The 22,164-nt window shown below is 72.2% G+C and carries 20 protein-coding genes; 9 read left to right on the forward strand and 11 right to left on the reverse strand.

Annotated features, from left to right (window positions below; all coding sequences use genetic code 11):
* Positions 1-31: 31 nt before the first annotated feature.
* The 5 genes from RY076_RS11735 to RY076_RS11755 form a co-directional block, all read right to left on the reverse strand.
* Complete coding sequence (locus RY076_RS11735; RefSeq protein WP_323098019.1) at positions 32-433, reverse strand: VOC family protein; 402 nt, start codon at positions 431-433, stop codon at positions 32-34.
* Between the two features lie 25 nt (positions 434-458).
* Complete coding sequence (locus tag RY076_RS11740; RefSeq protein WP_323098021.1) at positions 459-1,979, reverse strand: SDR family NAD(P)-dependent oxidoreductase; 1,521 nt, start codon at positions 1,977-1,979, stop codon at positions 459-461.
* Between the two features lie 212 nt (positions 1,980-2,191).
* Entirely contained in the window at positions 2,192-3,499 is a 1,308-nt protein-coding gene (locus RY076_RS11745) for a S1C family serine protease (RefSeq protein ID WP_323098023.1), read from the reverse strand.
* A 68-nt stretch (positions 3,500-3,567) separates the two neighbouring features.
* The gene (locus RY076_RS11750) at positions 3,568-5,079 is read right to left on the reverse strand and encodes a sensor histidine kinase (RefSeq protein WP_323098026.1); all 1,512 of its coding nucleotides are present in this window, start codon (positions 5,077-5,079) and stop codon (positions 3,568-3,570) included.
* Positions 5,080-5,108: 29 nt separating this feature from the next.
* Entirely contained in the window at positions 5,109-5,828 is a 720-nt protein-coding gene (locus RY076_RS11755) for a response regulator transcription factor (protein WP_323098028.1), read from the reverse strand.
* A 169-nt stretch (positions 5,829-5,997) separates the two neighbouring features.
* On the opposite strand from RY076_RS11755, the gene RY076_RS11760 reads away from it, so the two are divergent.
* Positions 5,998-6,606: a hypothetical protein gene (locus RY076_RS11760; protein WP_323098030.1), complete on the forward strand. Its 609-nt coding sequence runs from the start codon at positions 5,998-6,000 to the stop codon at positions 6,604-6,606.
* A 201-nt stretch (positions 6,607-6,807) separates the two neighbouring features.
* Here RY076_RS11760 and RY076_RS11765 read toward each other — a convergent pair whose 3' ends face one another.
* On the reverse strand, positions 6,808-8,460 hold the full coding sequence (locus tag RY076_RS11765; RefSeq protein ID WP_323098033.1) for a DNA repair helicase XPB: 1,653 nt from the start codon (positions 8,458-8,460) through the stop codon (positions 6,808-6,810).
* Between the two features lie 113 nt (positions 8,461-8,573).
* Here RY076_RS11765 and RY076_RS11770 point away from each other — a divergent pair, with 113 nt between their 5' ends.
* Positions 8,574-9,506, forward strand: coding sequence for a hydroxymethylglutaryl-CoA lyase (locus RY076_RS11770; RefSeq protein ID WP_323098036.1), 933 nt, complete (start codon positions 8,574-8,576; stop codon positions 9,504-9,506).
* 11 nt (positions 9,507-9,517) lie between these two features.
* Here RY076_RS11770 and RY076_RS11775 read toward each other — a convergent pair whose 3' ends face one another.
* Complete coding sequence (locus RY076_RS11775; protein WP_323098038.1) at positions 9,518-9,892, reverse strand: DNA polymerase ligase N-terminal domain-containing protein; 375 nt, start codon at positions 9,890-9,892, stop codon at positions 9,518-9,520.
* A gap of 6 nt (positions 9,893-9,898) precedes the next feature.
* A complete protein-coding gene (locus tag RY076_RS11780; RefSeq protein WP_323098040.1) occupies positions 9,899-12,175 on the reverse strand; it encodes a helicase-associated domain-containing protein in 2,277 nt (758 codons plus the stop codon).
* Between the two features lie 71 nt (positions 12,176-12,246).
* Here RY076_RS11780 and RY076_RS11785 point away from each other — a divergent pair, with 71 nt between their 5' ends.
* The 3 genes from RY076_RS11785 (at position 12,247) to RY076_RS11795 (ending at position 14,648) form a co-directional block, all read left to right on the forward strand.
* Positions 12,247-13,200 carry an aldose 1-epimerase family protein gene (locus tag RY076_RS11785; RefSeq protein WP_323098042.1) on the forward strand — a complete coding sequence of 318 codons (954 nt, stop codon included), beginning with the start codon at positions 12,247-12,249 and terminating at the stop codon, positions 13,198-13,200.
* 147 nt (positions 13,201-13,347) lie between these two features.
* A complete protein-coding gene (locus RY076_RS11790; RefSeq protein WP_323098044.1) occupies positions 13,348-13,743 on the forward strand; it encodes a cold-shock protein in 396 nt (131 codons plus the stop codon).
* A 5-nt stretch (positions 13,744-13,748) separates the two neighbouring features.
* Entirely contained in the window at positions 13,749-14,648 is a 900-nt protein-coding gene (locus RY076_RS11795; RefSeq protein ID WP_323098047.1) for a DUF3027 domain-containing protein, read from the forward strand.
* Positions 14,649-14,658: 10 nt separating this feature from the next.
* Here RY076_RS11795 and RY076_RS11800 read toward each other — a convergent pair whose 3' ends face one another.
* Complete coding sequence (locus RY076_RS11800; protein ID WP_323098050.1) at positions 14,659-14,934, reverse strand: DUF2530 domain-containing protein; 276 nt, start codon at positions 14,932-14,934, stop codon at positions 14,659-14,661.
* 71 nt (positions 14,935-15,005) lie between these two features.
* Between RY076_RS11800 and RY076_RS11805 the strand changes: the two genes are divergently transcribed.
* The 4 genes from RY076_RS11805 (at position 15,006) to RY076_RS11820 (ending at position 19,118) form a co-directional block, all read left to right on the forward strand.
* The gene (locus tag RY076_RS11805; protein ID WP_323098052.1) at positions 15,006-16,502 is read left to right on the forward strand and encodes an NCS2 family permease; all 1,497 of its coding nucleotides are present in this window, start codon (positions 15,006-15,008) and stop codon (positions 16,500-16,502) included.
* Between the two features lie 171 nt (positions 16,503-16,673).
* Positions 16,674-17,111: a MarR family winged helix-turn-helix transcriptional regulator gene (locus tag RY076_RS11810; RefSeq protein WP_323098054.1), complete on the forward strand. Its 438-nt coding sequence runs from the start codon at positions 16,674-16,676 to the stop codon at positions 17,109-17,111.
* A complete protein-coding gene (locus RY076_RS11815; protein ID WP_323098056.1) occupies positions 17,108-18,406 on the forward strand; it encodes an MFS transporter in 1,299 nt (432 codons plus the stop codon). Before RY076_RS11810 ends, RY076_RS11815 begins: the two co-directional genes overlap by 4 nt.
* Positions 18,407-18,590: 184 nt before the next feature.
* Positions 18,591-19,118, forward strand: coding sequence for a ferritin (locus RY076_RS11820; protein ID WP_323098058.1), 528 nt, complete (start codon positions 18,591-18,593; stop codon positions 19,116-19,118).
* Between the two features lie 108 nt (positions 19,119-19,226).
* Here RY076_RS11820 and RY076_RS11825 read toward each other — a convergent pair whose 3' ends face one another.
* A complete protein-coding gene (locus RY076_RS11825) occupies positions 19,227-20,576 on the reverse strand; it encodes a lytic transglycosylase domain-containing protein (RefSeq protein WP_323098060.1) in 1,350 nt (449 codons plus the stop codon).
* 159 nt (positions 20,577-20,735) lie between these two features.
* Positions 20,736-21,878 carry a phosphoserine transaminase gene (serC, locus tag RY076_RS11830; protein ID WP_413785763.1) on the reverse strand — a complete coding sequence of 381 codons (1,143 nt, stop codon included), beginning with the start codon at positions 21,876-21,878 and terminating at the stop codon, positions 20,736-20,738.
* Positions 21,879-22,164: the final 286 nt, after the last annotated feature.

Raw genomic sequence — 22,164 nt, forward strand, 5'->3', positions numbered from 1 at the left:
ACGGTTGAGCGCTCGAAGGCTCCTGGTGGGCTCAGCGGTCGTAGGCCGTGGTGTGGCGCGGCTCGTACAGCTGGATGTCGTCGGCGCCCGGCACGGCCATCATGACGACGAGGCCGTAGCGGTGGTCGGCCGGCTCGGTCGTGAACTGCGCCCCGCGAGAGGCGAGGTCGGCCATCGTCGCCGCGAGGTCGTCGCACATGAGGGAGATGGCGTGGTGCCGTGGCGCGCTCCAGTCCGACCCCTCGGGGCCTCGGGTCGGGTGGACGCCGAGCTCGCTCGGGCCGGTCCCGAAGATGAGCCACGCGTCGGCGCCGGTGGCGTCGGGGCTCGTGCCGGCATCGGTGACGTACCCCCACTGCAGGACGTCACGGAAGAAGGCGCGGGTCGCGGCGGCGTCGTCGGAGTACACGAGGTTGTGCACGGCGGTGATCATGCTCGCGAGGCTACGCCTGAGACCGTCACCAGGGGCTGGACTCGTAGTCCTTGACGAAGCAGCCGTAGAGGTCCTCGCCGGCCTCGCCGCGCACGATCGGGTCATAGACGCGTGCCGCACCGTCGACGAGGTCGAGGGGCGCGTGCCAGCCCTCGGCGGCGATGCGCAGCTTCTCGTCGTGCGGCCGCTCGTCGGTGATCCAGCCGGTGTCGACTGCCGTCATGAGGATGCGGTCGGTCTCGAACATCTCGCCGGCGCTCGTGCGGGTCATCATGTTGAGGGCTGCCTTGGCCATGTTCGTGTGCGGGTGGCCCGGCCCCTTGTACCGGCGGGAGAACTGGCCCTCCATCGCCGACACGTTGACGACGTAGGCGCGTCGGGCCCCGGCCGCGACCGCCGCGCGCATCGCCGGGCGCAGCCGCGAGACGAGGATGAACGGCGCGGTCGAGTTGCACAGCTGCACCTCGAGAAGCTCGAGCGGGTCGACCTCCTCGACCTTTTGCGTCCACGAGTTGTTGCGCTGGAGGTCGGGCAGCAGGCCGCCGGCGTCGACGGCGGTGCCGGCGCGGTGCGCCTCGAGGCTCGCGTGGCCGGCCGTGAGCGCCAGGGCGGTCATCGACGCGGCCGTCTGGGCGGCGAGCGCGTGCTCGACCGACTCGCCGTCGTGGTGGGCGACGGCGTGGCCCCGGAGCGCGCCGGCGATCGAGGCCGGGTGCGCCTCGCTGATCCGGTCGAAGGTCACCATCTCCGGCAGCGCCGCGCCGTCGGGCAGCGGAGCACCCTCGAGCTCGACGAGGTTGCTGTACGCGCCGGGGGAGCGGCGCACCGTCTGGGCCGCGTTGTTGACGAGGATGTCGAGCGGACCGGCCGAGGACACCTCGTCGGCGAGGGCGACGACCTGGGTCGGGTCGCGCAGGTCGATGCCGACGATCTTGAGCCGGTGGATCCAGTCGCCGGAGTCCTCCATCGAGGAGAACCGGCGCATCGCGTCCTTGGGGAAGCGCGTCGTGATCGTCGTGTGCGCGCCGTCGCGCAGCAGCCGCAGCGCGATGTACATGCCGATCTTGGCCCGGCCGCCCGTGAGCAGGGCGCGCTTGCCGGAGAGGTCGGTGCGCTGGTCGCGCTTGGCGTGGCTGAAGGCCGCGCACTCGGGGCAGAGCCAGTGGTAGAACGCGTCGACGAGCGTGTAGTCGCGCTTGCAGATGTAGCAGCCGCGGGGGTTGACCAGCTCACCCGCGTAGGCGCCGGTGGCGTTGGACACCAAGGGAATTCCCTTGGTCTCGTCGTCGATCCGCATCGGCGAGCCGGTGGCCGTCGACTCGATGACCTGCCGGTCGGCCTTGCGCTCGGCCCACGTCTTCGCGTTGCGGCGGTCCTTCTTGAGCCGCTTGTACATCAGCGACGCGGCGCGCTTGAGGGTCTCGAAGTCGGGGTCGTCGATGTCGAGCGAGGGGGCGAGGCCAAGGACCCGCACGGCCGTGGCGACGTCCTCGGGGTCGAGGCGCACGACGGCGGCGGGGTCCAGCTCGTTCTCGGTCTCACTCACCGCGCAAGGGTACGCGTCGGGCCGGGCGCCCCCCGAATCGTCGCTCGGGCACGCAACAGGGGTGGCACCCACCGCGCTTGGGTGCCACCCCGTCACTCCCACCCCGGGAGCATGGTCCGCCCGCGCCGGCTCCGGTCAGGGTTCGGAGCGCGGCGCGGTCGGAGCTGTGTCGGCGGCGGCCCGGGGAGCATCGGGCCACCGCCGCGTCGATGTCAGCCCGTGGCGCCGGGCTTGACGGCCAGGGTCACCGGGACGTCCTGCCGCTGGCCGCCGCGGATGACCGTCAGGGTCGTCTTGTCGCCGGCCGTCATCTCGCGGATCTGGGCGACGAGCGCCGTGGCCGAGTCGATGCGCTGGCCGTCGGCGGCGATGACGACGTCGCCGTTCTTCAGGCCGGCGTTGGCCGCCGGCGTCCCGCTCTGGACCGAGGCGACCTGGGCGCCGGCGCGCTTGGCCGAGCCGTCGGTGACGGTCGTGTCGCGCAGCGTGACACCGAGGAAGGCGTGCTCGGCCTTGCCGCTCTTGATGAGCTGCTCGGCGATGGCCTTGGCCTCCTTGACCGGTATGGCGAAGCCGATGCCGATGTTGCCGCTCTGGCCGGAGGAGCCCTGGCTCAGCGACGCGATGGAGCTGTTGATGCCGACGAGCTCGCCCTTGGAGTTGACGAGGGCGCCACCGGAGTTGCCGGGGTTGATCGCCGCGGAGGTCTGGATCGCGTTGGTGACGACCTCGTTGCCGGTGCTGCCCTGCTGCTGCTGGCCGAACGGCGACTGGTTCTGGTTCTGGTCCGCGGTGCTGGTGCTGACCGGGCGGTTGAGCGCCGACACGATGCCGGTGGTGACGGTCCCGGACAGGCCTAGCGGGTTGCCCACGGCCATGACCGGGTCGCCGACCTTGAGCGCCTCGGAGTCGCCGAGGGTGATCGGGGTGATGTCGCTCGGGACCGAGCTGAGCTTGATGACGGCGAGGTCCGTCGAGGGGTCGGTGCCCACGATCGTCGCGCCGTAGGTGCGCCCGTCGGAGAGGGTCACGGTGATCTGGCCCTGCCCGCCCGACGCGTCGCCCACGACGTGGTTGTTCGTGAGGATGTGGCCGGCCTTGTCGAAGATGACGCCGGAGCCGGCGGCCTCACCCTGCTGCGTCGTCACGTCGATGCTGACGACGCTCGGGGAGGCGGCCTTGGCCACTGCGGTCCAGTCGGGGCTCGAGGCGTTGCCCTGGATGACGGTGGGCGAGGAACCCTGGGTGGAGCCCTGCGTCGTGCTCGCGGAGGAGGACGTCGTCGGCGTCGCCGTGTCCTGGCCGTTCAGCTGCATCACCGCGTACGTGCCGCCGCTCGCGAGAACCGCGGCGAGGAGGGCGGTGACGGCCGTCTGGCCGACCCGGCGGTCCTTGCGCGGCGGGGGCGGCGGAGGCGTCTGCTGGCCCTGCCCGAACGCGGGCGGGGGCGGCGGCGCGGACTGGCTGTAGTAGTCGCCGCCTTGCGGGATCCGCTGGGTGTTGTCAGGTGCCAGGGTCATGGCTCCTCCTCGTCTGGTTGCCTTGTATCCATGACACCGGGGGAGCTTTTGACGCCGTTGTGGCCTTCCTAGGAATCGGCTGTGCGATCGTGCCGGACCGCGTGGACCGGCAGCTCGACGACGAATGTCGCACCGCCGCCGGGGGTCTCGTCGACGCGGACCGATCCGCGGTGCGCCTCGACGATGGCCTCGACGATGGCGAGGCCGAGGCCGTTGCCGCCGCCCTTGCCGCGGCTGCGGGAGGTGTCGGCGCGGTAGAACCGCTCGAAGACGTTGGCCCGTGCCTCGGCCGGGATGCCGGGCCCGTGGTCGCGCACATGGAGGGCGACGTGGGCCGGGTCGACGCGTCCTACGAGGATCTCGACAGGCGTCCCGGGCGGCGTGTGGATCCGGGCGTTCGTCACGAGGTTGGTGACCACCTGGCGCAGCTGTCGCTCGTCGGCCTCGAGCTCGGTCGGGCCGATCGGGCCGTGGATGCCGGTGGCGATGACGTGCCGGTCGGGAGCGATGGTGCGGGCGTCCTGGGCGGCGTCGGCGGCGAGGACGGCGAGGTCGACGGTCTGGATCTCGAGCGGGCGCTCGCCGTCGAGCCGGGCGAGGGTGAGCAGGTCCTCGACGAGGCCGCTCATGCGCCCGCTCTCGCTCTCGATCCGACCCATGGCGCCGGTCACGGCCTCGGCGGTGGGCAGGGCGCCCTGGCGGTAGAGCTCCGCGTACCCACCGACCGCGGCGAGCGGGGTGCGCAGCTCGTGCGAGGCGTCCGCGATGAACCGCCGCATCTTGGCCTCGTTGGCCTCGCGGACGGCGAAGCTCTGCTCGATGCGCCCGAGCATCGCGTTGAGCGAGCGCGACAGGGAGGCCACCTCGTCCTCGGTGTCGGGCACGGCGACGCGTCGGGTGAGGTCGCCGCCAGCGATCTGGGCGGCGGTGTCCTCGATGCGGGTCAGTGGCCGGAAGGTGCGGCCGACGAGGTACCAGCCGAGCGCGGCACAGACGAGCAGCACGATGACGCCGATCGCCACGGCGTACCAGATGAACTGCTGCACGGTGCTCTCCAGGCCGCGCAGCGGCAGCGCGACGATGAAGGCCGCCTTGTCGTCGGCGGTCGGCCGGGCCATCGCCAGCCAGCTGCTGCCGCCCCCTGTCGAGGCCACCTGGAAGGACGCCCCGGTCTCGACGTACGGGTCCTCGGGGCCGAGGTGCGGCAGGGCCGGGGAGTCGCCGGGCTCGGTGGCCGCCTCGTTGAGGTTGATCGTCTCGGAAGAGCCCACCGGCATGATCCGCAGCGTGAACCCGCTCGGCAGGACGGGCTTGCCCTGGACGAGGTCCTGGGCCTGGTAGCGGGCGATGCTGTCGGCGTAGACCGAGAGCTCCTGGTCGGACTGCCCGATGAGGTACTGGCGCAGCAGGGCGCTCACGACGAGCGTGACGATCGACAGCGCGACGAGGATGAGGCCGAGCGCGACGCCGAGCAGGCGCCAGCGAAGAGGGAGGGCGCGCAGGCGCCCGAAGGCGCGGCGACGCCCACGGGTCGGACGCGCCGGGCGTTCGGGCGCTCCGGTGGCCGGCTCGGGGATCATGCAGGCTCCGTCAGGTGGATCGGCTCGGGTCAGCTCGTCGTCTCGGGCGGCACGCGAAGGACGTAGCCCACGCCGCGCTTCGTGTGGATGAGCGAAGGCCCGTCGGCATCGATCTTGCGCCGCAGGTAGGAGATGTACGACTCCACGATGCCTGACTCGCCGCGGAAGTCGTAGTCCCAGACGTGGTCGAGGATCTGCAGCTTGGACAGCACCCGGTTCGGGTTGAGCAGCAGGTAGCGCAGCAGCTTGAACTCGGTGGGGGACAGGTCGATGACGCGCCCGCCGCGACGCACCTCGTGGGAGTCCTCGTTGAGCTCGAGGTCGTGGAAGCGCAGCGTCGCCGACTCGTCGATCGCCCCACGCGTCCGGCGCAGCACGGCCCGGATGCGGGCGATGACCTCCTCGAGGCTGAACGGCTTGGTGACGTAGTCGTCGCCGCCGACCGTGAGCCCCTGGATCTTGTCGCCGGTGGCGTCGCGGGCCGTGACGAAGACGATCGGCTGCTGGCGGCCGCGGTCGCGCAGGCGGCGGGTCACCTCGAAGCCGTCGACGTCGGGGAGCATGACGTCGAGGACGACGAGGTCGGGCTCGGTCTCCTCGGCCATGGCGAGGGCGCTCGTGCCGTCGGCGGCGGTCTCGACCTCGAAGCCGGCGAAGCGCAGGGAGGTCGCGAGCAGCTCACGGATGTTCGGCTCGTCCTCGACGATGAGCAGTCTGGCCTCTGGGGCCGGGGCGGTCTGGGTGTCCACGTCAACAGTCTCAGCATGTCGGCTGGGAGTTCGCTGGGTAAATTGCTGCATGTTTGCTGTGAACCTGCTGGACGGGCTGGTCCTCTCAGGTGGCGCAATCGGACATTTCGGGCAGACTGAGGTGGGTCCGAAGCAACACCACGGGGGTTTTGCAAAGGAGCTGGTCGAGTTGTCGAAGAGCACCACGGTCCGCGTCGCAGTCACTGCGGCGGCCCTTCTCGCCACGTCGGGCGTCGTCACCGCCACCACGGCGGGCGCGATGCCGGTCACGGCGAGCCCACCCGCCGTCCACGCCCTGGCGCCGGCCCACACCGGCGACGGGACCGGCTTCGCGAGCCTCACGCTCGACGAGCTGAAGGCCCGCGTCACGGCCGCGATCGACCGGCAGGCTGCCCGAGTCGTGGCGCTCGCCGAGAAGATCCAGGCGAGCGACCGGCTCACGGCCGAGCAGAAGGCCCGTGCGGCCGCCCGCCTCGAGAAGGCCAGCACGGCCCTGGCCGACCTCCGCACGAAGGTGCAGTCCCAGACGACGAAGGAGGGCGTCGTACGCGCCCTGGCCGACGCGCGGCGCGACCGCGTCTTCTGGCACAGCTGGAGCCGCGACGGGCGTGACGGGCGTGACGGCCGTGACGGCCGCTGTGACGGCGACCGCGACGGGACGCACGACGGCACGCGCGACGGCTCGCGGGACGGGTCACGCGACGGTGCCCGGTACGCGTCGTGGAGCGGGTCCCGAGACGGCTCGAGCCACCACTCCGGTGACCGCCACCGCCGCTGACTGACCGCGTCGGTCCGCGGCCCGGCTCACGGGGCGGGCACCGGTCCGCGGACCACCCCGGCACCCCCGGGTGCCGGCTTCCCCAGGGGCCTCGTCCGAAAGACGGACGGGGCCCCGCCCCTGCCCGGTCGCCGCGCCTGACACGTCACGACTGGCACGTCGCGCACGACGCGTCAGGCGTGACGTGCCGGGCGGGACGCGTCAGAGGTCGTCGGCGTCGACGATCCGGTAGGCGTAGCCCTGCTCGGCGAGGAAGCGCTGACGGTGGGCGGCGAAGTCGGCGTCCACGGTGTCGCGCGAGACGACGGTGTAGAAGTGCGCCGTGCGACCGTCGCCCTTGGGCCGCAGCACGCGCCCAAGGCGCTGGGCCTCCTCCTGGCGCGAGCCGAACGTGCCGCTGACCTGGATCGCGACGCTCGCCTCGGGCAGGTCGATGGAGAAGTTGGCGACCTTGCTCACGACGAGGGTGCTGATCTCGCCGGTGCGGAACGCGTCGTAGAGCCGCTGGCGCTCCTTGACCGTCGTCTCGCCGGTGATGACGTCGGCGCCGAGCCGCTCGGCCACCTCGTGCAGCTGGTCGAGGTACTGGCCGATGACGAGGGTCGGCTCGCCGGCGTGCTTCTTCGCCAGCGTCTCGACGACCGACAGCTTGGCGTCGGTGCACGACGCGAGCCGGTAGCGGTCCTCGGGCTCGCTCGTCGCGTAGGCGAGGCGCTGGCCCTCGGGCAGCGTGATGCGCACCTCGACGCAGTCGGCCGGCGCGATGTACCCCTGCGCCTCGATGTCCTTCCACGGAGCGTCGAAGCGCTTCGGGCCGATGAGGCTGAAGACGTCGGCCTCGCGGCCGTCCTCGCGCACGAGGGTGGCGGTCAGGCCCAGGCGACGCCGCGCCTGCAGGTCGGCGGTCATCCGGAAGATCGGGGCCGGCAGCAGGTGCACCTCGTCGTAGACGACGAGGCCCCAGTCGCGGGCGTCGAGCAGGTCGAGGTGGGTGTAGGTGCCCTTCCGGCGGGTCGTCAGCACCTGGTAGGTGGCGATGGTGACGGGGCGGATCTCCTTGCGGGCGCCGGAGTACTCGCCGATCTCGTCCTCGGTGAGGCTTGTCCGGCGCAGCAGCTCGTCCTTCCACTGCCGGGCACTGACGGTGTTCGTCACGAGGATGAGCGTCGTGGCCTTCGCGGCGGCCATCGCGCCGGCGCCGACGAGCGTCTTGCCGGCGCCGCAGGGCAGCACGACGACGCCCGAGCCGCCGTGCCAGAAGCCGTCGACGGCGTGCTGCTGGTAGGGCCGCAGCGACCAGCCGTCCTGGCGCAGGTCGATGGGGTGGGCCTCGCCGTCGACGTAGCCGGCGAGGTCCTCGGCCGGCCAGCCGACCTTGAGCAGCTCCTGCTTGAGGGTGCCGCGCTCGCTCGGGTGGACCGTGACCGCGAGGTCGTCGATGCGCTCGCCGGTCAGCGGCTTGATCTTCTTGTGCCGCAGCACCTCCTCGAGCACCGGGCGGTCGCTGGTGCGCAGCACGAGACGCGTGCCCTCGGGCGCGTCGGCGAAGCCCTCCTTCTCGAGGGTGAGGCGTCCGTAGCGGTCCATCGTGTCGGCGACGTCGACGAGCAGCGCGTTCGGTACGGCGTAGCGGCTGTGCGTCATGAGGGCGTCGACGACCTGCTCGGCGTCGTGCCCGGCCGCACGGGCGTTCCACAGCCCGAGCGGGGTGATGCGGTACGTGTGCACGTGCTCGGGGGCTCGTTCGAGCTCGGCGAAGGGCGCGATGGCCCGACGTGCGGCCTCGGCGTTCGGGTGGTCGACCTCGAGGAGGAGCGTCTTGTCGCTCTGGACGATCAGGGGTCCGTCATTCATCGTCAGTGCTCAACCCAGCTCTCGGTTCGATGTATTCCGGCGGCCCCTGAGCCGCGCGGATACATCGAACCGACGGCGAGGGGCCTCGGATGCCGTGGTGACAGTATGGGCGCATGCGATCCCCACAGGTCGAGGCGGCGACGGGGCTGCCGCCCCAGGTGACGATCTACGAGGTCGGGCCGCGCGACGGCCTCCAGAACGAGAAGACCGTCGTGCCGGCCGCGACGAAGGTCGAGTTCATCCGGCGTCTCGAGGCCGCGGGGCTCGGCACCATCGAGACGACGTCGTTCGTGCCGGCGAAATGGGTGCCGCAGATGGGCGACGCCGAGGAGGTGCTCGGCGCCCTCGGTGCCGACGGCCTCGGGCGTCGGCGCCCCGCCCTCGTGCCGAACGAGCGTGGCCTCGACCGCGCCGAGGAGCTGGGCCTCACGGCCATCGCCATCTTCGGCTCGGCCACCGAGACCTTCGCGCGGAAGAACCTCAACCGCTCCGTCGCCGAGCAGTACGCGATGTTCGAGCCGGTCGTGAAGCGAGCGCTCGCCGACGGCATGTGGGTGCGCGCCTACGTCTCGATGTGCTTCGGCGACCCGTGGGAGGGGCCGGTGCCGATCGAGCAGGTCGTCGACACCGCCGAACGGCTCATGGACCTCGGCTGCCACGAGCTGAGCCTCGGCGACACCATCGGCGTCGGCACGACCGGTCACGTGCACCGCCTGCTGGAAGCCTTGTCCCGCAGGGGGATCGGTGCCGACCGCGTCGCCGTGCACTTCCACGACACGTACGGCCAGGCGCTCGCCAACACCATGGCCGCCCTGCGCGACGGCGTGTCTGTCGTCGACGCGTCGGCCGGCGGTCTCGGCGGCTGCCCGTACGCGAAGTCGGCCACGGGCAACCTCGCCACCGAGGACCTCGTGTGGGCCCTCCACGGCGCCGGCGTCGAGACCGGTGTCGACCTCGACGCGCTCGTCGAGACCTCGGCCTGGATGGCCGGGGAGCTCGGCCGCCCCAGCCCGAGCAACGTCGTGCGGGCCCTGGCCGGCGCCTGACGAGCTCCGGGTCACGCGCCCGGCTGGTCCTTGGTCAGGTGGAGCAGCCAGTCGCGGTCGGTGCGGATCAGCGCGTACCGCCGCGCCGGACCCCGACCGTGCAGCACGAAGACGATCCGGTGGTCGTCGCGCGACTCCTCCTGCCACCACCCGGTGTCGGCGACGGACTTGTCGGCGTCCGTGTAGTCGAGGTGGTCCATCGCGTGGTCGTCCACCGCCACGGCCAGCCGGTCGTGCCGGCTCGACGTGGGCAGACCCTTCGGCACGGCCCACGAGCGCAGCACGCCGCTCTCCTCGAGCCGCAGGTCGAAGTGTGGCCGCGGCTTACGGTGGTCGTGCAGGACGTACGCCGGCCGGTTGGCGTCGCGAGCTCCGTTGCGCGCCAAGCCTGCTCAGGCCTCGAGGCTGGCGCCGGTGATGCGGTGCACCGACCACGACTTCTCGTGGCCCGACTCGTCGGTGGCTCGGACGCGCCCACCCTCGACCCGCTGCGGGTGGATGAGATGACGCGTGGTGGTGCCGTGGCCGTCGGAGTAGCCGATCCAGACGCCGTGCCGGTCGGCGACGGCGTCGCGCAGCAGCGACAGCGTGACGACCGGGTCCATCGCCTCCAGGCGCGGGCCCGGGCGGGCCTCCTCGTCGGCGCGGCGCTGCACCGCGGTGGCCTCGGCGACGCGCAGCCCCGACACGAGGGAGCGGGTGAAGTCGCGGTCGACGGGCGACACGGCCGGCCCGGGTCCCCGACGCCGTGACCCCGCCCGACGCTTCGGCGTCTCGGCGTGCACGACGGTGCCGTCGGACCCTTCGTGGACCGGAGCGAAACCGTTGTCGCGGAGCAGCTCGACGAGGGTGCGCGGGTTGGCCGTCGAGACGAGCACCGTGGGCGCGAGGCGCCGCAGCTGCAGGGGAGCGAGGTCGCGCGAGGCGAGCATCGTGTCGAGGACCGACTCGTCGTCGGAGCGCACGTAGGCGGCCGCGCCGCCGATGCGGGTCTGTCCGTGGCGGCGTGCGACGTCGGTGACCAGGTACTCGAGCGGCTGCGGCACCGGCGTGCGGCTCGAGCGGCGCACCGTGTCGAGGAACTCGGCGGCGGTCCAGCCGGCATCGAGGGCCCGGCGCACCGACTCGGGCGTGAACCGGTACACGGTGGCGCCGCCGCGCGACTCCACGTCGGCCGAGAGCCGCATGAACGAGCCGAGGCCGCCGACGAGCGGCCCCGGGGCGACGGCGGTGAGGTCGGCCTGGACGAGCACGTGGTCGACGGGTGCGGGCAGGTGTGGCGACATCGCGGCGGCCACGGCGGCGACCCGGTCCTCACCCTCGCCCGGGGCGTCGTCGACGAGGATGCGCCCGGCCGGCGACAGAGCCCCACGCCCGATGACACCGAGCCACTCGGCCTCGCGCAGCACCGCGTCGACGGCCTCGCCGAGCACGGCCGAGGGCCGGTTCGGCCGGCGCCAGGCCAGACGGGCCCGCAGCGACTCGGCGTCGGCGGCCTGCCCCTGCTCGAGCGAGGCGAGCTCGCGCAGCACGTCGCGCCGCACGGCCCGGATCGCCGGCCACTGCACGTCCGGGCCGAGAGCGTTGACCGTGCCACTGCCCGACGCGCGCCCGCCGACGAGGTGCGGCGCCCGGGTCGAGGCGAACCAGGCCAGGGCGAGCGTGGCCCAGCGGTGACCGGACTCGGCGCTGCTCCAGTCGTCGATCTCGGAGGTGGGAGCCCACACCGGCACGACCTCGCCGTCGTCGGCGACGAGCCCCGCGGCGTGGGCCACCTCGACGACGAACGCCGTGCGGTCGGCGTCGACGTCGAGCACGTCCTGGGTGGAGCGCAGGTCGCGCACCGACAGTCCACCCGCGCGCAGCACCCGCGGCGGTTCGGCGCCCCAGGCGGCGGCGAGCTCGTCCACGTGGGTCAGCAGCTCGCTCGCGGCCCCTCCGGCGACCGCGTCGACGAGGGACACGGTGCGGGCGGCGATGGCCGGGGGTGTCAGCTCGGGGATGCGGTGCACGTGCCCGCCGCGCAGCGCCAGCCCGACCTCGCGGGGGAGCATGACGCGGTCGGAGGCGACGGTGACGAGCAGGTGGTGCTCGAGCAGCCAGCGGGCCGTCGAGCGACCCGCGGGCCCGGTCGGCAGGACGCCGAGGGGCGGGCCCCACGTCATCCGCTCGAGCATCGCGCGCGCCTCCGACGGAGCCTCGGCGAGGGCCTGCTCGATGGCGACAGGGTCGGCGTCCTCGGGCACGAAGGTCTGGCGCAGCTCGCGCAGCGGCGGTCCGAGCCCGGCCACCGACGTCCCGAGCACCTCGGGCACGGTGCGCACGACGTGCTCGCCGTCGGCTCCGCGCCACACGAGCGCCCGACGCCACAGGTCCTCGACGAGCGTGTCGACGAGCGTCGTGTCGTCGGTGCCGAGCAGCTCGCGGACGCGGTCGCGCGGCACGCCGTCGCCCGCGACGAGCAACGCCTCGAGGACCTGCAGGTGGCCCCGGTCGAGCGCCTCGACGGCCCGCTGGACGCTGGCCCGGGTGCTGGCCCTCGCCGCGAGCCCCGTGAGGTCGGCCGGGGCGGGGCGGGCGAGGTCGGGCCGGGCGAGCACGAGGTCGACGAGCTCGGCGTCGCTGCGCCCGCGGATGTCGTCGGCCAGGCTGCGGCTCGGGGTGGCCATCCTCCCAACCTAGTGCCCGGCTGCTGCACACCTGCGCTCGCCGCGCATCGTGGACCGCTAGCGTGTGCCGCATGAGCGCGCTCAGCCCCGCCTCGCCCGGTCCTGCCGGGCCGCCGTCGCCGACGGGCCAGCAGTGGACCATCGGGCACGGCCCCTTCGAGGCGACGGTCGTCGAGGTCGGCGGTGGGCTGCGCACGCTGACCCGCGCCGGCGTCGACCTCGTCGCCGGCTACGACGCCGACGAGCCGTGCGCCTCCGGACGCGGCCAGCAGCTCATGCCCTGGCCCAACCGCATCCGCGACGGCCGGTACGACTTCGCCGGCACAGAGCACCAGCTGCCGGTCACCGAGGTGGCCCTCGGCAACGCGAGCCACGGGCTCGTCCGATGGGCGCTCTGGGAGCTCGTCGACCTCGACGACGACGCCGTGACGGTCGGCTACCGCCTCCACCCGCAGCCCGGCTGGGACTGGCACCTCGACTTGCGCACGACCTACCTGCTCGACGACTCAGGGCTGGTCGTCACGACCGCCGCCCGCAACGTCGGCACCCAGCCGGCGCCGTTCGGCTACGGCGCGCACCCCTACCTCGCCATCGGTGACACCGACCTGTCGGACGTGCAGCTGCGGGTGCCTGCCGCGACGCGCGTCGACGTCGACGCCCGGCTGCTGCCCACCGGCACGACGCCGGTGGACGGCACCGACCAGGACTTCCGCACGGCGCGTGCCGTCGGCGGCACGAACCTCGACACCGCCTTCACCGACGTGCTGCGCGACGACGACGGCGCCTGGCGCGCGAGCATCGCCACGGCGTCCGGCACCCTGACGCTCTGGGCCGACGAGTCCTTCCCGTGGCTGCAGGTGTTCACCGCCGTCGCGCGTGACCGCAAGGGCGTGCCGGGCATCGCGGTCGAGCCGATGAGCTGCCCCGCCGAGGCCTTCAACTCCGGCGACGGCCTCGTCGTGCTCGAACCCGGGCAGGAGTGGACCGGCACCTGGGGGATCAGCCCGGACGACGCGTCCGCCTGACGAGTGCCGACGCGCCGGTGCGCAGTCTGCTCGGGAGACACGGGGAAATTCCGTTGGCGCCGAGCCGTTAGGCTGGAGGAGAGCGCAAGGAGTGCCATCGCGTCGTGCCCGGGGAGGGCCGAGCGACCGAGATCAACGAGGTGGGCTGTGCCGACTGGCAAGGTCAGGTTCTACGACGCGGACAAGGGCTTCGGATTCATCTCCGAGGACGACGGCCGCGACGTCTTCCTGCACGCGAACGCGCTCCCCGAGGGCGTCACCACCCTGAAGAAGGGGGCGCGCGTCGAGTTCGGTGTCGTCGAGGGCCGCAAGGGCGCCCAGGCGCTGCAGGTCAAGGTGCTCGAACCCACGCAGTCGGTCGCCGCCAACATCACCAAGCGCGAGCGCAGGTCCCCGGAAGAGCTCACCGTCATCATCGAGGACGTCGTGCAGCTGCTCGACGGCGTGAGCAACGCCTACCGTGCCGGCCGCCGCCCCGAGCGCAAGCTCACCTCCAACATGGCGCGCGCCCTGCGCGGCCTCGCCGACGAGCTGGAGAAGTGACGGCGATGAGCGCCCCCACCACGACCACCACCAAGCAGGACGCCGTGCTCGCCGCGGCCGTCGACCTCGCCCGCGGTGCCCTCGACGGGATCGCCGAGCCCGGCGCGGTCGGGGAGCACCTCGGGGTCGAGGCGCTCGGTGAGCGCCTCGCCATGCACTGGTTCAGCTGCACCTCGCCCGGCTACCGCGGCTGGCGGTGGGGTGTCAGCGTCGCGCGCGTGCCCCGGGGCAAGGTCGCCACGGTCTGCGAGACCAACCTGCTGCCCGGCTCCGACGCCGTGCTCGCGCCGGAGTGGGTGCCGTACGCCGACCGGCTCGCCCCGGGCGACCTCGGCGCCGGCGACGTGCTGCCCTACCGCCTCGACGACCCCAACCTCGAGGGCGGCTTCGAGGCGACCGGCGACGAGGACGTCGACCAGGTGGCTCTCGTCGAGCTCGGCCTCGGCCGCGCGCGGGTCCTGTCGGCCGAGGGTCGCGAGACCGCTGCGACGCGCTGGTACGAGGGCGAGCACGGCCCGACCTCCGAGGTCGCGCAGAAGGCGTCCGACCGGTGCTGGTCGTGCGGCTACTTCGTGCCGATGGCGGGCGCGCTCCGCGCCGTCTTCGGCGTCTGCGCCAACGAGTGGAGCCCCTCCGACGGACGCGTCGTCAGCCTCGACCACGGGTGCGGCGCGCACTCGGAGACCGACGTCGACCACGCGGCCCCGGTGCCGGTCGGCGACCCCGTCGTCGACGAGCTCGCCGTCGACCTCGAGCCCGCCGAGCGTGCGACGCCCGCGGCCCAGACCGAGGAACAGACCGAAGAGCGTCCGGAGGCCGAGGAGCGTCCGGAGGCCGAGGAGCGTCCGGAGGCCGAGGAGCGTCCGGAGGCCGAGGAGCGTCCGGAGGACACCACCGCCGAGTGAGGCGGACGCGTCAGCCGGCGTCCGTGGCATTGCCGCGCCCGCGGCGCAGGTAGCTCCAGCCCAACCCGCCGAGGACGATGCCGGCGACGCATGTCCACGGCCACCAGTCGCGGTCGCCGGTGTGCAGCGCCGGGACGACGAGCACCACGACCAGCGCCACGACCCACCCGAGGATGCCGACCTCGACGATCCGGCGCATCGGCACCGGCAGCGGCCGCAGCTCCTCGGTGGGAGCCGGGGCCGTGGCGTCGTGCTGCGGCTCGGGCGCGGCGTTCTGGTCGGTCACGCACCACAGCCTAGGGTCTGCGCGCGCGCCCGAATCGTCCCCCCACCTGTCCCGCCACTATGGTGTGCGCCATGTCGACCGATACCCACGCTCGCTCGGGCGTCTCCGGGGTCGACGCCTTCTTCCGGATCACCGAGCGTGGGTCGACCCTCGCCCGTGAGTTCCGCGGTGGCGTCGTCACCTTCTTCACGATGGCCTACATCGTCGTGCTCAACCCCATCATCCTCTCCGGCGTCATCGACGGTTCGGGGGAGATGATCGGCGGCACCACGGACCTCAAGCAGAGCAAGCTGCTCGTCGCCGTAGGCACGGCCGTCATCGCCGGCGTCATGTCCATCCTCATGGGCCTGGTCGCCAACTTCCCGATCGCACTCGCGGCGGGTCTCGGCATCAACGGCCTCATCACCGGCATGGTCCTGACCCACCAGGCCGAGAAGATCACCTTCGCCGACCTCATGGGCCTGGTGGTCATCGAGGGCGTCGTCATCCTCGTGCTCGTGCTCACCGGGTTCCGCAAGGCGGTCTTCAAGGCCATCCCGGCCCCGCTCAAGGTCGCGATCTCGGTCGGCATCGGCCTCTTCATCGCCTACATCGGCGTCATCGACGCCGGCTTCGCGCGCCGCCCCACGACGCCCGGCTCCGTGCCGAGCGAGCTCGGCATCGGCGGCAGCCTCGACGGGTGGCCGACGCTCGTCTTCGTCGTCGGCGTCTTCCTCATCGCGATGCTGCTCATCCGCAAGGTCAAGGGCGCCATCCTCATCGGCATCATCGGGGCGACCGTCCTCGCGATGGTCCTCGAGGCGATCTTCCACATCGGCGGTCGCGTCTACGACGACAAGGGCGCGCTGACCAACCCGTCGTCGTGGTCGCTGACGGTGCCGAAGCTGCCCGACTCGGTCACCCAGACGCCCGACCTCGGCATCCTCGGCCAGTTCAACCTGCTCGGCTCGTTCGAGAAGCTCGGCATCGTCACCGCGGTGATGTTCGTCTTCTCGCTGCTGCTCGCCGACTTCTTCGACACGATGGGCACCGTCGTGGCCATCGGCACCGAGGCCCGGCTGCTCGACGAGGACGGCAACCCGCCGCACACCGACCGCATCCTCGTCGTCGACTCCGTCGCCGCGATCGCCGGTGGTGCCGGTGGTGTCAGCAGCAACACGTCCTACATCGAGTCGGCCTCGGGCGTCGAGGAGGGGGCGCGCACCGGTCTCGCGTCGGTCGTCACCGGCGTCCTGTTCCTGCTCGCGACGTTCCTCGCACCGCTGTTCGCGGTCGTCCCGTCGGAGGCCGCGGCCCCGGCGCTCGTCATCGTCGGCTTCCTCATGATGAGCCAGGTGACGAACATCGACTGGACCGAGATGGAGGTCGCCCTGCCGGCGTTCCTCACGATCGTCCTCATGCCGTTCACGTACAACATCACGGTCGGCATCGGCGCGGGCTTCATCGCCTGGGTGCTCGTCAAGATCGCCAAGGGGCACGCGCGCCAGGTGCACCCGCTGCTGTGGGTCGTCGCCGGCTTCTTCGTCGTGTACTTCCTCAAGACGCCGCTGGAGAGCCTCTTCAGCTGACCGACGCGTCCCACACCATTCGCCGAGAGCCCCCACCCGCACCGGGTGGGGGCTCTCGGCCTGTGCGCCCGCAGTCCGGCCGTTGTCCGCTCGGTGGCGCGTCGGAATAGTTAGCCGAGGTAATGAGTTAGGCTAAGCATCACCAGGAACAGGACTGTCGAAAGCATCCGATTGCGTACCAAGACCCTTTCCCGCAGCGAGCTCGTCTCGCTGAGCAACGACATCCGCCTCGCGTGCATGCGGATCTCGCGCCGTGTCCGGTTCGAGTCCGACCGCGAGCTGCCGCCGCACCACTTCTCCGTGCTGTGCCGCCTCGAGGAGACCCACCGCACCAACAGCGAGCTCGCCGACATCGAGCGCGTCTCCGCCCCGAGCATGAAGCGCACGACCGGCGCGCTGGTCGAGCGGGGCTACCTGGCCCGCACCGACGACCCCGAGGACGGCCGGCAGGTGTTCCTGTCGCTCACGCCGGAGGGCCGCAAGGCACTGCGCCGCATCCGCCGGCACCGCGACGAGTGGATGCTCGAGCGGTTCGAGACCCTCACCGACGAGGAGAGGGACCTGCTGCAGCGCGCCGCCGTCGTGCTGGCGAAGGTGGCGTCCAAGTGAGCCCCACCTTCCACTCGCTCTCGATCCCCAACTACCGCATCTACGCCAGCGGCGCGATCGTCTCCAACGTCGGTACGTGGATGGGCCGCGTCGCCCAGGACTGGCTCGTGCTCACGGTCCTCACCGACCACTCGTCCACCGCGCTCGGCATCGTCACCGGCCTGCAGTTCCTGCCCTTCCTCATCCTCGCGCCGTTCGCGGGGATGCTCGTCGACCGCTTCCCCAAGCGCCGCATCCTCTTCCTGACCCAGACCGCGCTGCTCGTCACGGCCCTGCTGCTGGCCGTGCTCACCGCGACCGGAGTCGTCGAGCTGTGGCACGTCTACGCGCTCGCCTTCCTGCAGGGCGTGGCGACGGCCGTCGACAACCCGGCCCGCCAGACGTTCGTCTCCGAGATGGTCGACACCGCGCACCTGCCCAACGCCGTCGCCCTCAACAGCGCGTCGTTCAACCTCGGCCGGCTCGTGGGGCCTGCCGTCGCCGGCCTGGTCATCGCGTGGTTCGGCATCGCTCCGGCGCTCTACGTCAACGCCGCGACGTTCGTCTTCGTCCTCGTCGCGCTGCTGCGGATGAACACCAGCCTGCTCACCCCGTCACCGCGGGCCCGCGGCAAGCACCAGATCCGCCAGGGCCTGCGCTACGTCAGGGGTCGCCCCGACATCATGCTCGTCATGGCCCTCGTCTTCGTGCTGGGCACCTTCGGCATGAACTTCCAGCTGACGATGGCGCTGATGGCCACGAAGGTCTTCGACAAGGGCCCGGGGGAGTACGGGCTGCTCGGCTCGATCATGGCGATCGGCTCCCTCACGGCCGCGCTGCTCTCGGCCCGTCGGGCCCGCCCGCGGCTGCGGGTGCTGCTCGTCGCGCTCGTCGGGTTCACCGTGTCGACGGCCTTGCTCTCGACGGCCCCCAACTACGTCATGTTCGCCGTCTGGCTCGTGCCGACGGGCCTGTCAGCCCTCACCGCGCTCACCACCGCCAACGCCATGGTGCAGGTCAGCGTCGACCCCGTCATGCGTGGGCGCGTCATGGCCCTCTACATGGCGATCTTCATGGGCGGCACCCCCGTCGGGGCGCCGGTCATCGGCTGGATCGGCGACGTGTGGGGCCCGCGCTGGACCATCGGCATCGGCACCATCGCGGTGGGCCTGTCCCTGGGGGCGGTGGCCCTCTGGTTCGCGCGTCGGCAGAATGTCGCGGTGACCTTCCAGACGCAGTCCCGGCCCCGCTTCCGGATCCAGCTCGCCTCGGCCACGGCGTCGGAGATCCCGACGGCGCCCGAGGTGGCGAAGTGAACTTCAAGTTCCGGCACCGCATCACGATCGCGGCGCTCGTGCTCTTCATCGTCATCGCCGTCGTCGCGGCGGTCGTCAACCGCTGAGCCGCGGCCACCGAACTGACGCGGCGGGCGCCGACCCGACGCGTCGGGTGCCTCCCTAGGATGGGGCGCCCGACCGCGCCGAGGCAGGAGCCCACCCCATGGCATCGCAGAAGTTCGTCGAGCTGCTCAACGAGCAGGTCGCCCACGAGTACGCCGCGCACCAGCAGTACGTGGCGATCGCCGTGTACTACGACACGCTGACGATGCCGCAGACGGCGGCCCTGTTCCACCGCCAGGCGCTCGAGGAGCGCGACCACGCGATGATGATGGTCCAGTACCTGCTCGACACCGACTCGACCGTGACGATCCCCGGCGTCGAGGCCCCGCGCAACGACTTCGCCGACATCGTCGAGCCGGTCCGGCTCGCGCTCGAGCAGGAGAAGCGCGTCACCGAGCAGGTCAACGCCCTGACCGCCGTCGCGCGCGCCGAGAACGACTACGCCTCCGACCAGTTCATGCAGTGGTTCATCAAGGAGCAGGTCGAGGAGGTCAGCTCGATGTCCTCGCTGCTGGCCGTCGTCGAGCGCAACCGCGCCGACATCGAGAACATCGAGGACTACCTGCGCCGCGAGGCCCGCGCCGAGGGCGCCGATCCCTCGGCCCCGCCCGTCGCCGGGCGCCCCTGACCGACGCGACACCCTCGGCCCGGACGCGAGGCGTCGGTCCGCGTCCGACACGACGGAAGCGGCCGTCCCGGATGGGCGGCCGCTTCCGTGTGAGGGGTGATCCCGGCCTCAGCCGAGAAGCCCTCCGACCGGGCACGTGACGACCTTCTTGTCGAGCAGGCACACGACCTTGGTCGTCAGCGGGTCGAGCACGCGGACCAGGCCCGTCGGGTCGCCGGGGAGCAGCGGCAGGTGCGGCAGCGCGAGCAGACGCACGATCTCGGCGGGCAGGGTCGGCACGGGAACCGGCACCGAGGGGAGCACGGGCACCGGCACGGTCGGCGTCGGGAGGGGGACGCCCGGCACCTTGGGGACCGGCACGGTGATCGCGGGCCGCGGTGCCTTCGAAGGGGCCGGCTTCGGCGCCGGCGTGCCCGAGCCCGAGCCCGAGGGCTTCGGGGCCGGCTTCGAGGGCGAGGGTGACGGCTTCGCCGAGGAGCCCGGTGTGGGACGGGCCCCCGACGAAGCCGTCGGCTGGTGGGCCGACGGACCGGCGTAGGCGAACCCCGAACCGTCGGGGGTGGCCGTGCCGGTGCCGGCGGCGGGACGTGCGGCCGGCAGCGAGCCGACGGGCACGACCGAGACGCCGCGGCGGTACGCGTCGGCGATGGACAGCACGCTGCGCACGTAGCTGTCGGAGTGGTTGTAGCGGAAGACGGCGTCGTAGGCGGCCTTCGGGTCGCGCAGGTTCGCGTGGCCGGAGCAGAGCATCGCGCCCGCGGCGGTGACGGCGTCGGTGAGGTTCTGCGGGTCGGAGACACCGTCACCGTTGCCGTCGCGACCCATCGAGGACCACGAGGTCGGGATGAACTGCATCGGGCCGACGGCGCGGTCGTAGACGCTGTCGCGGTCGAGGCGCCCGCCGTCGGTGTCGGTGATGCGGCTCGTGCCGCGGCTGCCGTCGAGCGGGATGCCGATGATGCCGGGGCGCGCGACGCCGGACGCGTCGAGCCGGTTGCCGCCGAACTGCGCGTGGTTGCTCTCGACGCGTCCGATGGCCCCGAGCAGCGCCCAGTCGACGCCGCACGACGGGTCGACGCCGTCGAGCAGCCCGGCGGCGTGCTGGTAGGCGGACAGGGCCAGGCTCGGGATGCCGTTGGCGTCGAGGCGCACCGGCATGAAGCCGGCCAGGGCGTGCACGGCCTCCTGCGCAGCGCTCGGCACCGCGACGCTCGCGTAGTCGGAGGTGTAGGTGTCGTAGACCGGCGGCAGCTGCATCGGGGCCGGTGCGGGACCGGCGTCGGGGTAGTCGGGGCCGGCCGACTGCGTCACGGCCTGGTCGGGCACGGTGAGCGCGGTCGGCGTCGGGTCGGCCCCGGAACGGGCGGCCACGGCGATGCCGGTGGCTGCGAGCGCGATGACGGGCAGCGCCGCGGCGACGCGTCGGCTGACGCGACCGGCTCGGACGATGCGGACCATGGTGACTCCTCGATGACAGCCGCCCCCATTGGCGGTCGCAGGGGTCAACGAGTCGGGAGGCGGAAGGTCACGCGTCGTGGTATCGCCGACATCGACAGGGCGAACAGAGCGATCCGGCCCCGAGTGCGGAGGGGACGGACCGCCCGGTCGGTGTCGGGGTCAGGCGAGCTGGGCCACCACGTGGTCGATGGCCTTCGTCAGCGTCGTGACGTCCTCGGGCTCGACGGCCGGGAACATCGCGACGCGCAGCTGGTTGCGGCCCAGCTTGCGGTACGGCTCGACGTCGACGATGCCGTTGGCGCGCAGCACGGTGGCCACCGCGGCGGCGTCGACCGAGTCGTCGAAGTCGATGGTGCCGACGACCTGCGAGCGGGCGTCGGGGTCGGCGACGTACGGCGTCGTGTACCCGGTCTGCTCGGCCCACGTGTAGAGGCGGCTGCTCGAGTCCTTCGTGCGGGCCGCGGCCCAGTCGAGGCCGCCGTTGCCGTTGATCCAGTGCAGCTGGTTGTGGAGCAGGGCCAGCGTCGCCAGGCCCGGGGTGTTGTACGTCTGGTTCTTCAGCGAGTTGTCGATGGCCGTCGGCAGGCTGAAGAAGTCGGGCACCCAGCGACCGCTCGCGGCGATCTCCTCGACGCGGGCGAGCGCGGCGGGGGAGAAGAGCGCGAGCCACAGGCCGCCGTCGGAGGCGAAGCACTTCTGCGGCGCGAAGTAGTAGACGTCGGCCTCGCTGACGTCGACGGGCAGGCCGCCGGCACCGGAGGTCGCGTCGACGAGCACGAGCGCGTCGTCGTCGGCGCCCTTGACGCGTCGGACCGGGGCCATGACGCCGGTCGAGGTCTCGTTGTGCGGCCAGGCGTAGACGTCGACGCCGGCCTCGGCCCGCGGCGTCGCGAGCGTGCCGGGGTCGGCCGTGATGATCGTCGGCTCGCCGAGGAAGGGGGCGGCCTTGGTGACCGCGCCGAACTTGCTCGAGAACTCGCCGAACGCGAGGTGCTGCGCGCGGTCGCGGACGAGGCCGAAGGCGGCGATGTCCCAGAACGCGGTGGAGCCGCCGTTGCCGAGGACCACCTCGTAGCCGTCGGGGAGGGAGAAGAGGTCGCGCAGGCCCTGGCGGACCTCACCGACGAGGTTCTTGACCGGGGCCTGGCGGTGCGAGGTGCCGAGGACGGTGCCGGCGATCGAGGCGAGGTACTCGACCTGCTCGGGACGCACCTTCGAGGGTCCGGACCCGAAGCGTCCGTCGCTCGGCCGGAGCTCGGCGGGGATCGTGATGGTCGGGTTCACGGCAGGTGCTTCGGTCACGTTTGCTCACCTCGGACGCAGGCCACCACCGGACGCGTGTGGCACGGGTGTTTCGACGGAGTGACGCCGGTGTCACCCGCCACATTGAACCCCAGCTGCCCGACTGGTGGACACCGTTGCTCGTTGTGTGGACGCCCACACCGCCTCCGGGCGTCCAACGCGCCGTCCCTCCAGAGGTGTTCGTTTCCGTCAGGGGTGGTCGATGCGATGGGCACCTCTGACGGCAAAGCGCACCTCTGGCGGCAGTGACCGCGGCTGTCCACAGGGTCTGCGCGGCACCAGCACC

The organism is Intrasporangium zincisolvens (assembly GCF_034724055.1).
Classification (GTDB): domain Bacteria; phylum Actinomycetota; class Actinomycetes; order Actinomycetales; family Dermatophilaceae; genus Monashia; species Monashia zincisolvens.